Source organism: Flavivirga jejuensis, from assembly GCF_030540765.1.
Classification (GTDB): domain Bacteria; phylum Bacteroidota; class Bacteroidia; order Flavobacteriales; family Flavobacteriaceae; genus Flavivirga; species Flavivirga jejuensis.
This window is the reverse complement of the sequence record NZ_JAUOEL010000007.1, coordinates 16,038-30,050: the sequence shown is the minus strand read 5'-3', so window position 1 is coordinate 30,050 and position 14,013 is coordinate 16,038. Positions and strand designations below refer to the sequence as shown.

The window sequence follows — 14,013 nt, the reverse complement described above, 5'->3', positions numbered from 1 at the left end:
AGGTCATTTTAACACTTATCATTTTATATAATATATAAGTGTCTCGTCTGAAATTGTAAAAGATAATTCAAGAAATTAAAAATGATAAATTGAAACTAAAATGTTAGCAAGTGTATAGAAATTTATTTTTCTTAAATTTTGTACTCTTGCGAATACTCAACGAAAAGCTCGTGAAAAAAAAATTAACGGAATATTCTTCAAATACGAGAATTTCAATAAAACCAAAATGTTAACTTTTGTGCGGCTGCAAGCGTTGGCAATTTTACATAACGACTAATTATAGTTCATAATGTATAAACGGGAAGTTTCTTGAGAATCATGTATTTAAAAAATGTTGAATGATTGCACAGAATATTAAAACTAAACGAAAAGCTAAAACGATAATGTTTAATGACCCAAGTACTACATATTAAATAGAAACTATAACATTCTGGGATATTTTACATAATATAGAATTATAGCTATCTAATTGTATGAAATACATTTGTACTATAATGTTCTGCGTTATGTAACTTTGCTTTGGAAAAAAGCTTTTTTATCATTTAATTTTCTTTATTTTTTTCTTCTCAAATGTTTCTTTAAAAATGTAATGGAATACGCTTTGCCCGAAGTGACGATAGGAGCGAAGTGGGAATGTGTATGGAATGGGATTATTCTTTTTAATTTTCTGACAACTACGTGATTCCGTAAATCTTTACTTGTTAAATTTTTGTATATTTAGAGCCTCCCTATAATTAATAATCAAAAAACATATTTTTTGAGAACTATAATTTTGATTTTATAGAATTTCTGTATTGCGAAAACTTATGCTAAACCAATCATTTAATGTATCAGACCTTTTAAGATTAATCACTTTTGATGATTACAAAAAGTATGATGGATTTGGAGAAAATCGCATAAAAACAATAGATACTCTTACTGAAATTTCAGGTAAGATAAATTCTGATAATTATATAGTTTCATCTATAAATAAAATACTTAATGATTCCAATGAAATTTTCAGTCTTTCTAATGTGGAAGATGATTTTGCTCTTAGAAAGATTAATGATTCTATAAAAAGGTTCTATAAGGTTAAACAAGCAGATAGAAACCTTATAGTAAATCAAATAATTATCTTATTACAAGAAGCAGTTCCAATGTCAATTATAAAATTGGATTCAAAAAAATTTTATGAAAGTATTGATAGGAAATGGATTTTAAATAAACTTAAAGATGATGCTTTGCTTTCAACTAGAGCTATAAATATTCTTGAAGATTTTTTTGAATTAAGTGAGTTTAGTTTATTTACTGGGTTACCAAGAGGAATAGGGATAAGTGCTACTTTATCAGAACTTTATTTAAGAGACTTTGACAGAAAAGTTAATAGACTTGATGGTGTCTATTATTATGCGAGATATGTTGATGATATTATCTTGTTTACAACAAAAAATCCTCTAGAAATTATAGAGGAAATAAAGGAAAAAGAACTTTTACGGACACCTTTACTTTTTAATGATAAAAAAAACAAAATTTTTTGAAGTAAATAATTATGATAAAACCTCTGAAAAGGAATTGAATTTTGAATATCTAGGGTGTAAGTTTTTATTTACTGACTGTTGTAAGAAAACAAAAAATGAGTTTACTGATAAAAAGATAACAGTCTCTATTGCTAAAACTAAGGTTAATAAATATAAAACTAGAATTGTTCGTTCATTCTAAGATTATTTAAAAAACAGAGATTTTTCTCTTTTAGAAGACAGAATGAAATTTTTAACAGGGAATTATCCAATAAAGAGAAATTTAAGTGAAGGAACTGTTCTACGCGGCAATTTTATATAATGGCTAATTATAGTTACATAATGTATAAACGTAAAGTTTGTGTATGGTCATTTAAAATTACGATAAATAATATCTTGAATAATCTTCTAAGCCATTTACAGGGATATTAAAATACATGTTCAAGTTTTGAAGTTAAATATGGAATTTCTTTTAATACATTATCTATATTATCTCTAGATAGTGTCTGGTCGGAAACACAGCAATATTAAATTTGTTTCTTTTCGCGCCCTTTTTATTTATTTTTAATCGATTGATACTAAGGCATCAACTCTTAAAAAGTAAATAAAAATGACATCAAAAATAATTCAAATTATAAAAATAGTCTGTTTACGACCAGGCACTAGATAATATTTGGGCTCCATATTCTAACTAAATAAATTCTTTTCATGTCTTAAAATATTTTGGATTTGTTATATGAAAAATGAAACATAATATTCTTAATAAGAATATTTTAAAATTGAATTAATGTTAAGAATTCGAATAAAGAAATCTATTTTGAGATATAAAAGTAATTAAACTAAAATAATCGATTAAGGTCAACGCCTTTTTTTCTCAAAAAATCAAGATATTTCTTATAGCTTTCTCCGAACAATAGACCTCTTTCTATCCTGGACAATGTAGATTGGGTCATATCAAGAAGTTTTGCTATCTCTACTTGAGAAAGGTTCAACTCTTTGCGTATAGTTTTTATGTTTTTCAAAATAGTGTTTTTTTAAAAACACAAAATAATAAAATTTATCCAAAATTAAGATGTTTTACATTTTAAAGAGATTGGATAACAGATGTTTATACTATATTATTTTCCTGATTCAACTCTATATAAAGTTACTTTTTTTGCAAAAAATCAAGATATTTCTTATAATTATTCTCAGAATAATACACCTCTTTCTATCTCTCTATCTCTGAAATATATTCGTATTAAGAATTTTTTATTAACTTAGCTTCGTAAAAAACTGATAATCTTTTAAATTTTAACTTACTGGTTATTCACTCAAATTAATTATTGTTGAAAACTAAATATACCCCTTATGTTCACAAAGTCAGAATTATTAAGTCTAAAAACATCTTTTAACAAAGTTTATCCTGATTATTTCAAGCAGTTAGAAAGTTGTAAAACAGAAATAGAATTGTCCAATGCATATGAAAAAATCAGGGCTGATGCCATTGAAAAGGCCAAACCTTATTTAGCCCTGGAAGAAGATCCAACAGGATTTCCTGTAATAACACTTACCCAAGAACAGTACGATCGGTTGAAGTCTTGTTCCGGCGAAGAAATCAAAGTATATGTCACCTCCATGCTTGATACTGCTATGATCATCCAACCTCATTTTAGTGTTGGACATGCTGCTGCTGCACTTATAGGTGGCGGAATCGTCGCTATGGGACTGACAGCGATAGAGGCATTTAGAGGGGGGATTGTAGGAGGTTTGGTAACTATGGTTGCGGTTGCAGAAGGCGTCCAAGCGGTTACGGTTGCTGGGCTGGTAGCTATAATAGCTGTTGCAATAATAGCCATTATTATTCCAATTCTTTATTTTATGCTTAAACCTGCTTGTTGCTTTGCACTAGTTTTAAACGAACTCGGAGGAAGAGACATGAAATGGATTGGGGATTATAATACACATGGTAAACCAGTCGGGCATACCCCAAATATTCCTCCAGCTATAACTGTACCTGAACCAATACCCGGGGCAGGTACATATGTAAGTTGTGGCATCGTACAAACAAATAAAAGGGATGGTGCTTTATTTGGTACTCAATATGGATTTACTTATGGACTTCCTAGTGGACCAGATACTTACGGAGCGATTGTTTCTTTTGGTGTCGAATGCCCATTGACAGCTATTTATGTAAATAACAACTGTTATTGTGCTTTTAGCCAAAGTGCTCGGAAGGCTTCCGAGATTACCAGTTCTAATAACGTACTAAGTTATTCAGTCTCTTCAGAAAACCCAAGTCTTACTGCAAGCATTGAGTGCAATTCGGGAAAGGGATATGTAGCATATTATATAGCTAGATTAAGATTGACTAATAATATCTAAAGCAGATTAATAGGAAACAACCTAATATACTTACAATCACTGGATTTAGATACTGTAAAACAAAGTGTTAATTTTTGTATCAAGACAAAAAGATATGCAAACTCTAAAAATCTTAAACAAATGCACAATTTGAGCAAGTGTATAGAAATTTTTGTGTGGATGATGTGGCAGGAAAATTTTATACTCTTGCGGAAACCTTTACGAGAATTGCGTAGAAAAAAATCTTGCGGGATTTTCATCGAATACGCGAATTTAAACAAGAAGCAAAAGTTAGCTTTTTTTGGCGGTTGCAAGCGATGGATAATTGTGTTTAAAAAAATTACTGCGACAGCATAATTATTTTTAAAAAGCAATCGAGCATTTGCGAGCGGCAATTTTACATAACGGCTAATTATAGCTACAAATGTGTAAACGTGAAGTTTCTTGAGAATCGCATATTTAAAAAAACATGAACGATTGTACAGAATATTTAAATTAAACGAGAAGCCAAACACGAATGTTTAATGACCCAAGTACTATACATCAAATAGAAACGTGAACATATTGGGATATTTTACATAATATTGAATTATAGCTATCTAATTGTATGAAATACATTTGTACTATAATGTTCTGCGTTATGTAACTTTGCTTTGGTAAAAGCGAAGTTTATACTACTGCTTTTTTTTGATTTTTTTCTTCTCAAATGTTTCTTTAAAAATGTAATGGAATACGCTTTGCCCGAAGTGACGATAGGAACGAAGTGGGAATGTGTATGTAATAGGAATAATTATCGAATACATAAATTTGAGCTCTCTAATTTATTAATATTAAATACATTAAATCACATAAATAGTATGATTATTAAAGCATGTATTTATGTAAAACAATTAGAAAAACAATAACACCTACTGAAAACAGTTTTATGAGACTAAAGAGTTTGTTTTTAGATAGTTGTATTCTGAATCACTTATTTATCTTAAATTATGAGAATCATTCAATAACAATCTTTTTACTTAGTATTTCTGAATTATAGGTAGTAAGCTTAACAATATAAATACCACTAGCAAGAGTTTGGGGTAAACTAATATTGTTCACACCATTTGATATAAAAGATTTGTTTAGGACCTGTTCGCCGATTATGGAATATAGCCTGACAGAAAAATGAGTATTCTGCAGACCATTAACCGTTAAGGAGCGTTTATCTGTCATAAATACAAGTACCTCATCAAGCGAAATTGTTAGGTCATTAACACTTAAAGTTGCATCGACACCTTGTACAAAAACGTCATCCATCCATAAGAGACCAGCTCTAGTGGCAGAAAAAGTAAAACTAAGTCCAAAATTAGTATCAAATGTGTAATCTGTATTTGTAGCTGTACCCATAGACATCAAAGCCTCAAAACCACCATCATTATCAACTAATAATTCCCATAAACCATCATTTGTTCTTGTAACTCTGATTCCTTTTGTATTATTGGCGTTCCAATCAATTGCAGTTGTAATTACAGCGCCATCAGCTTCACCGTTAGTCACTTTCCATAAAGTAAGAAAATCTGAAGAGCCAGTAAGGTTTACACCTACTGCATATCCATCTACGGAAGAACCATTTAAATCATTATTGTTTGCAGTTAGGTATACCCAGAACTTGTTCGATGAAGAAGGATCCCAACTCCCTGTTTTTAAATTAAACTGCCAGGTAATATTTTCTGTAGTTAAATCTAAAGAAGAAATGTCTTGGTAAATATAACTATCACCAGATGTACCTGAAAAATTATGTTTTAAAGATCTTGCGGCTGTTATAGGATTTGTTGTTGAATTCACCCAATGACTAGCAGTTCCTTCTATCCATCCAGTTATATCACCATCTTCAAAATCGTCATTTATAACTTGACTGTAAGTAGTTATAGATGAAAAGAAGACTACGAGATTTAGAAATATTAATTTTTTGATTTGTTTTAAAAGAGTTGTCATAGTTATTACGTTATTTTATCATTAGATTTTCTAAAATATTCAGAAGGTAGTTTTCCAAATCTTTTTTTAAAAGCCTGAGTAAAATGAGATAGATTATTCATGCCTAATTCATAGGCGATTTCACTAATACTAGCTCTTTCATTATATTCGATCTTACGTTTTGCCGATTGTAATCGAATTTCTCTAATATAGGCGGCGGGTGTTTGTCCTGTAGCAGATTTAATTTTTCTAATCAAACTACGTTCACTGATAGAAAAATGATAAGCTAAATCAATATTACTCATTTTGGGATTGGATATGTTTTCAATAATATAAGCATCCAATTTCTTTTTAAACTGTACTATTTCTGGTAAAGAAAATATGTCAATCGACTGAGACATACTTTTCTTTTGATTTAAAGCATTTTTAAGCGATATATTAATACGTAATTTAAGCTCTTTCTTATCAAATGGCTTAATAATATAGTCATCTATCCCCATATGTAATACTTTAATTTTATCACCTTGTAGTGTCCGGGCGGTTAGAAAAATTATTGGAATCATTGAAAAACTCTCGTCTAATTTTAATGTTTTAATAAATTCAACGCCATCCATGACAGGCATCATGTAATCGGTGATAATAAGGTCTGGTTTTTGTATAGATTTTAAGAGCCTTAAGGCTTCTTGGCCGTTAGCTGCCTGATATAGATTGTAGTCGCTCAAGTGCTGTTCCAGGTATTGTCTCATATCTTGATTGTCTTCTACAAGCAAGATTAATGACTTATTAGGGTCTATTGACGTCAGATCGTTAATAGCATATGGTATAATAGTAGTATTAGATTTAGCAGAATCTTTTACTAAAGGGAAACTTAATTCAAACAAAGATCCTTTCCCTAAAGTACTTTGTACTGTTATGTTGCCATTATGAAGCTCTATAAATTCTTTTACAATAGCTAAACCAATTCCAGTACTACTCACAGATCGTTTACGATCTACCCGATAATAGCGTTTAAATATATTATCTATATCGGTTGGAGCTATTCCAATTCCTGAATCAGCAACAGAAATAAATACCGAATGCTTATATTCTTTTACTGTTATATGTATTTCTCCCGTTGATTTACTATATTTTATGGCATTAGAAATAAGGTTGATGATCATTTTTTCAAATATATCTCGATCAGTATCTATGAATATTTGATTGGATGAATGCGTAATGTAGATGGTTTGTTTATTTTCGGTAGCGTAATTCTTAAATGATTCAATAATACCTTTTAATACGGGGATAATATCCTGTTTCTTCTTTGTAATGGTAAGTTGCCCGTGGTCAAGTTTAGATAAATCCAGCATTTCATTGACCAGTTGTAATAGGTATGTTCCATTTTTCATGGACATTTTTAATTGTTGTTCCATGTCTTTATTTAACTTACCATGATTTAATACGTTTTCCAATGGACCTAAAAGCAGCGTAAGTGGTGTTCTCAATTCATGGGAGATATTGTTAAAAAAGGTAGTCTTTAATTCCTCTATTTTCTTTAATTGTTTCTTTTCTTCTTGAAGCTGACCAACTTCTATTTCTTTTACTGCGATCAATGATTTATCACGAAAGAAACCTAATACAAGATCGGTCATAAAAACAAAATCTCTAAAAACTAAGGGGATAAGCATACTATTGATTGTCCAGAAATTAGCAGGAATAATTTTACTAGCTGCCAAAAACGGGAGTACCCCAGCGATTGTAATAGGACATATAGCCAAAAGGAATACATTTGCCCTATGTGAATTCTTTTTTCGAAATTTAATAAGGAAGATGGTCGCACTAATTATTGTAATTATAAAATAGAAAGCAATTAACAGATATGGATATAGTTTATCAAAATAGAAAAATGCTGGTATCAATAACAAAATATATGGCGATGCCATGAATCGATACCAAAAACGGGAATATTCCATGACTTTAATATAATGCGCACTAAAAGCCGAAAAACTATAAACTACTAAGATAGTAAGGCAGAATTCAAGATTAGAAAGAAGCTGACTATTTAAATCGAAGAATGAATCAAATACCTGATTACGAATGATGATTAAAGGTACGCTAACAAAAATAAGTAACAGATAAAAAATATTCTCCCTGGAGGGTTTTAGATACACCAGAAATAAAAAAATCAGGAAAATGATTATTTCCATCCCAATAGCAAGTGTGAAAATGGTATGAATCTTCGTAGAATATATATCAAAACTCCTTATGGAAAGGTATTCCATGCCGTCCAGAGACCTGCTTATTGATCCTACTAATGGATAATTGGTTAACTTTATATAAAGTGTGTTTTCTTTATCAAAAGAAAGCGGTAATGAGTTTTTATAAATCCCTCTGGTAAGTGTTTTATCTTGATTATCTACCAGTCTTCCAGTGATAGAAATCGCAGAACTAGCATGAGGGGTCTTATAAGATTCTACCTTGTCAAAAAACCTGGATAACAATAACACACCATGTCTCATATTTTGATTAGCGGATTCTTTATATTTCAATCTTAACCAATACACAAGAACTTCACTATTCATGGTGTTAAACGCTTCTAAAGGTTCCCATTTTATATGTTTTAAAGGATTTTCAGGTAAAATATCCCCTTCATAAATACTAATTGACAACACTTCCAAAGACGTTTGTCCTTTAGTAATGGTTGTAGCTATTAAAAAAAATAAAGGGATTATGATTCTTATCATTAATAGGGACATTTTATTGCTTGACTAAGGTATAATGAATCGTACAGGTTACATAGAAGCACCTCAAAATTGGCAAATTTTCAATAGAGATTGTCTGGAATTCAACATGCTTATACTCATATCTTTAATGTTTCAAAATTACAAAAATATATCAAAGTTAATCTCTGGATTACACTTAACTAAAACACTTATTGATGAAAATTAAAATACCATTCTTTACTAAAAAAATAAATACCATATCTATTCTATTCTTTTTGATATTGATTTTACATAGTATTCCTGCACAGGTAATAAACACTTTGGAAGCGCTACCAGAATTTATTCCTGAAAACAATTTTCAAACCCATGGTTTATCTGTTAACATAGATGGCACGTATACATTAAAGGATGCAACTATAAGTTTTATAAAATCTATGTCTGAGATAGACAATGATAATGATAACGTAGAGAATACAATCGATTTAGATGACGATAATGACGGCATTTTGGATACAGCAGAGAATAATTTGGGAGTAGACCCATCTGCCGATGCAGATATGGATGGTATACCAAACTATCAAGATTTTGATAATAATAGTAGTACAACTGCACCTGTGTGTATAGATGCTGATCTCGATGATATTTGTGACACCCTAGATCCTGTCTTTGACTTTGATGGTGATGGTGTTCCCAATCATTATGATTTGGATAGTGATAATGATGGTATTTATGATGTTATAGAAGCAGGAGGCATACCAAATAGTGTAAACTTTGGTCAGGCTAACGATACAGATGGAGACTCTACAAATAATAGCGGAGTGCCTAATTCTGCTAATGGAGGTGCCGGTAATATACCAATAGATACATTATCAGATGGTTCTTTTGATTTTCAAAATACAGATAGCGATGTAGACGGATGTAGTGATGCTAATGAAGCTTATGGTTTATCAACAGCAGACGGAGGAGATACAGGAGTGTTTGGTGATGATACATTAATAACTGTAGATCCTGTTACAGGAATAGTTACTACTGCAGGATCAGGCATTGATTATACAATTACCCCTTTAGATGGGGATATAAATAGTATAGCAGATTATCTGGAAGTTGGTCCCGATGCAGATGGCGATGGCATACCTAATGCTTGTGATGAATTAGGAGTCCCCTTAAGTGTAACACAAAAGGAGGTAACAGGTTCTTCAATATTGATTTATCCAATTCCAACCTCAGAATACATTAACATCTCAAGTAATATTACTATTAAAACAATTGAGCTGGTAAATTCACTTGGTAAGCGTGTGTTAACAACACAGAAAACGAATCAAATTAGAGTGGATCAATTACAACGTGGATTATATTTTATAAAATTAGATACTAATAAAGGAAAATTAGTAAAAAAGGTTATTGTTGAATAATCCCATTATTATTGCTACAACTCATAGTTTAGCTTTCGTGTATTGAATCAAAGTATGGATTATGAAAATAATTTATAATTGTAAACTTTCTTAACACGATTACAATAAAACCCAAAAGATTAAAGTTTACTAAGTAATTTTATATAACTTTGCTTTGGTAAAAGCGAAGTTTAAACGACTACTTTTCTTTATTTTTTTCTTCTAAAAACTTTCTCTACAATGTAAATAGAATATTCTTTGCCCGAAGCGACGATAGGAGTGAAGTGGGAATGTGTATGGAATGGATTTATGCACTATTTTGATTAATTATTAGTTAATCGGTAGATATTGAATTTAAACGATAATATAAGGATTTATTTATAAAATCTTGAAATATAAATTAAATTCGTTTTTCTCATCAATCATATACAATGAAACTCCAAATAATTATGACAAATTTTAAAGCATTATTATTTTTTATCACATCCATTATTCCTTTAGGTTTAATGGCACAGTTGTCTTTTGAAGAAATTGAAATAACTGGAAAAGATGATGTCATCTTTAATCCCAAATTATTAGATCATGAAAATCTAGACCTAGATCAAGATGGTGATTTTGATATTCTTGTAAACTCATTGCTTACTATTGTATGGTATGAAAATAGAGATGGAGCTGGTGATTTTTCTTCTGCTAAGATGATTTATAATGGTGATACCTTATCTATTCAAGATATGCAAATCGGAGATTTAGATGGAGATGGAGATTTAGACATAGTATGTTCATTAGATACAGTTGGACTTGGACCAAATAAAATTGGATGGATTACCAATCTAGGGGATGGGAATTTTAGTGATTTTAACGAAATAGAAGAATTTTTCACCTACATCGGTAATATAGAAATAAGCGATATTGATGGAGATAATGATATTGATATTTTATTGCATCAATTTGAAGGTGTTGTATGGTACGAAAATTTAGATGGCCTAGGAACCTTTACCAATTTAGACGTGGTAATCCCTCCTCTTGACTCTTTTACTTCAGGAATCTTTATGCTAGAAGATGTTAATGATGATTCTAAAATTGACATTGTTTTATACGACCCTTCACTTAATCAAATTTCTTGGTATGAAAATTTAGGGAATATGACATTTTCAGCAGCGCTACCATTTCATGAAAATTTGACTAGTTCTCCATATGTTTTAAAGAAAGTAGATATTGATGGAGATACTAATGCAGATTTTATTGCTAGTAGTTATAATAATCTTATTTGGTATGAATTTGATGGAATAGGAGAATTGTCTCAAACTATTATTAGTATTGAAGGTTATAATGCTGATAATTTGATATCGACAGATTTTGATTCTGATGGCGATCAAGATTTGCTGGGTGCACATAAGGGTAGTTTGTTTTGGTTAGAAAACAATGACGGAATGGGTACTTTCTCAATACCTAAAATAATTGATTATAAAAATTGTAGTTTTTGTAGTAATACTAGAGATAGATTAGCTACGGGAGACTTTGATGGAAATGGAACAATAGATGTTATTACTTCACTTTTTTCATCAACTATAGGAACCATTTACAAATATTCAAATTTAGATGGTCAAGGAACCTTTGACTCTAGAAAGATTATTTCAGAATACCCTTTTATAGACTCTATTGAATCGATAGATATTGACAATGATGGTGATCTCGATTTATTGAGTAAGAATTATTTTTATACTTCTATTTATAGAAATTTAGATGGTAATGGGAATTTTGGTAGAAAAGAAGCCTTATCAGGTAGCGATTATTTGAAAGATTCTGAACCTATTGACGTAGACAATGATGGTGATCTTGATATAGTATCAATTAGAGAGGAACCGAATGCAGATCTTGTTTGGTATGAAAATATTGATGGATCAGGAATATTTAAAAATGCTCAAGTAATAAATTCGACTATAGAGATTAATTTAGGAACTACTGTATCCGATATAGCCGCAGGGGATATAGATAAGGATGGTTATCAGGATTTTGTTCTAGTTCAATATAAAGAAGATGAAACTGTTTATTGGTTAAGAAATGAAAATGGGTCTGGCACCTTTTCTTCTCCCATTGAAGTAGGTACAAATGTCGATAGCCCGGGATCGGTCCAATTAGGTGATATAGATGGTGATGGTGATCTTGATGTAGTAGTATTTGAAGCTTATTATCCCAACCTTGTAAAATGGTTTGAAAATGCAGATGGAAATGGAAGTTTTGCCCCCGCAGTTATACTTCCAAACATTATAGCAACTAGGGGGATATGTTTGGAAGATCTTGATCAGGATAATGACCTTGATGTAATTACCTTTGGAAAAGATATCAAATGGCATGAAAATACAGATGGTACTGGAAATTTTTCGGCTCCAATGTTAATAGGAAATCCTAATGAATTTATTCAATTTGTAGAAATTACAGATTTAGATGGTGATTTTGATAAGGATATAGTATGGAAATCATGGGGAAAAGACGGTATTTTGTGGTATGAAAATTTAACTGGAAATGAGGATTTTAGTGCCGAAATACCAATATTTATAACTAACAGAACGTCAGTTAATCCAGCTACAGCACTTGGAGATTTTAATGGTGATTTTAAAGTTGATATAGCTCATTCAGATACATTCGAATATTATGTTGGCTCAAGTACTTATACTCCAGATCGCCTTATCGTACTTCTTAATGAAGGAGAGCAAGGAAATCAAATCATTGGAAAAGTAACAAATGACTATGATTCTTCAGGTTGTGATGATATGAATAATCCAATAATAAAGAATTTAATGATAACATCAAGTGATGGGGTTAATTCTTATAGTACGTTTACACTTCCCAATGGACTTTATAATCTAAATGTTGGAGAGGGGACTTATACAACTACTGTCTCTGGTACATTACCTAATTATTACGGAGCTAATCCATCGGAGCACGAATTTACGTTTGATGGAATTGGAACTACTGAGTTCGGTGATTTTTGTATTGAAGCGGAACAGGAAGTACATGATTTAGAAGTTCAACTATTTCCCTTATTGGAAGTAAGACCTGGATTTGAGACAAAGTATTTGCTTACCTACAAAAACGTGGGTACTACTGTTCTGGAAGGAGAGGTTAATCTTAATTTTAACGAAAGTGCACTTAATTTCATTGAAGCCTCAGAAGCTCCCAGTTCTATTCTTTCAGGAGAGCTTACCTTCAATATAGATACATTACTTCCTTTTGAATCTAATTCTATTCAAGCAAATTTTTTAGTTGAGCCACCGCCAACTGTAAATATTGATGATTTATTTGTAACTAGTGCTCATGGAACAATTACTGGTGAAGATGATTTTTTAGAAAATAATGAGTTCATACTTGAGCAAGTAGTTATCGGTTCTTTTGACCCAAATGATATTCAAGTGATAGAAGGGTCAAAAATTCTTGTGGAAGATTTAGATGACTACCTTCATTACATAATTCGTTTTCAGAATACAGGAACAGCTTCTGCTATCAATGTGAAAGTAATCAATGAATTAGATTCAAATTTAAATTGGGAAAGCTTTCAAATTTTAGAAACCAGCCATTCGGCAGATATCCAAATAACTAATGGGGAATTTGCTACTTTTACATTTAATGATATCAACCTTCCAGATAGTAATACCAATGAAGAGGGGTCTAGTGGTTTTATCACATATAAGATAAAACCAAATTCTAATCTTCAAATTAGTGATAGTATGCTTAATACTGCTGATATCTATTTTGATTTTAATCAACCAATCACGACAAATACAGTAATGACAACCGTAACGGAACTATTGTCGGTGTCTGATTTTAAATCTTCTGTTTGCAAGATGTATCCAGTTCCACTTACTAATTCTTTAAACATTAGCTGCCACTATAACGATATAACACAATTAGAATTATATGATATTCAGGGCAAGTTTTTAATTAAAAAGCTGTTAAGTGGACAAAATGATGTTTTAAATGTGAGCGATTTACCGCTGGGTGTGTATATCGTAAAACTAAGGGAAGCATCTGGAGCTGTGAAAGTTTATAAAGTGATTAAATAAGACTAATTATACATATTAAACTTGGGTATAGTTAGCTAATTCTATGCAATAAAATTCCTGATTTAAA

7 protein-coding genes are annotated in these 14,013 nt (G+C 30.9%); 4 read left to right on the top strand and 3 right to left on the bottom strand.

The annotated features are described in order from the left end of the window. Window positions 1–806 precede the first annotated feature (806 nt). Entirely contained in the window at window positions 807–1,517 is a 711-nt protein-coding gene (gene drt3a / locus Q4Q40_RS17990; protein ID WP_303303357.1) for an antiviral reverse transcriptase Drt3a, read from the top strand. Between the two features lie 818 nt (window positions 1,518–2,335). On the opposite strand, the gene Q4Q40_RS24115 is transcribed toward drt3a, so the two are convergent. After that, window positions 2,336–2,518, bottom strand: coding sequence for a helix-turn-helix domain-containing protein (locus Q4Q40_RS24115; RefSeq protein WP_367892790.1), 183 nt, complete (start codon window positions 2,516–2,518; stop codon window positions 2,336–2,338). Window positions 2,519–2,846: 328 nt separating this feature from the next. Here Q4Q40_RS24115 and Q4Q40_RS17985 point away from each other — a divergent pair, with 328 nt between their 5' ends. Further along, window positions 2,847–3,860 (top strand): hypothetical protein, encoded by a 1,014-nt coding sequence (locus tag Q4Q40_RS17985; RefSeq protein WP_303303356.1) that lies wholly within the window; start codon window positions 2,847–2,849, stop codon window positions 3,858–3,860. A 972-nt stretch (window positions 3,861–4,832) separates the two neighbouring features. Here Q4Q40_RS17985 and Q4Q40_RS17980 read toward each other — a convergent pair. Together Q4Q40_RS17980 and Q4Q40_RS17975 are read right to left on the bottom strand one after the other, a co-directional pair. After that, complete coding sequence (locus tag Q4Q40_RS17980; protein WP_303303355.1) at window positions 4,833–5,813, bottom strand: T9SS type A sorting domain-containing protein; 981 nt, start codon at window positions 5,811–5,813, stop codon at window positions 4,833–4,835. A gap of 5 nt (window positions 5,814–5,818) precedes the next feature. After that, window positions 5,819–8,515: an ATP-binding protein gene (locus Q4Q40_RS17975; protein WP_303303354.1), complete on the bottom strand. Its 2,697-nt coding sequence runs from the start codon at window positions 8,513–8,515 to the stop codon at window positions 5,819–5,821. A 194-nt stretch (window positions 8,516–8,709) separates the two neighbouring features. Between Q4Q40_RS17975 and Q4Q40_RS17970 the strand changes: the two genes are divergently transcribed. Both Q4Q40_RS17970 and Q4Q40_RS17965 read left to right on the top strand, forming a co-directional pair. Further along, window positions 8,710–9,906 carry a T9SS type A sorting domain-containing protein gene (locus tag Q4Q40_RS17970; protein ID WP_303303353.1) on the top strand — a complete coding sequence of 399 codons (1,197 nt, stop codon included), beginning with the start codon at window positions 8,710–8,712 and terminating at the stop codon, window positions 9,904–9,906. Window positions 9,907–10,334: 428 nt separating this feature from the next. Then, entirely contained in the window at window positions 10,335–13,946 is a 3,612-nt protein-coding gene (locus tag Q4Q40_RS17965; RefSeq protein WP_303303352.1) for a T9SS type A sorting domain-containing protein, read from the top strand. Window positions 13,947–14,013: the final 67 nt, after the last annotated feature.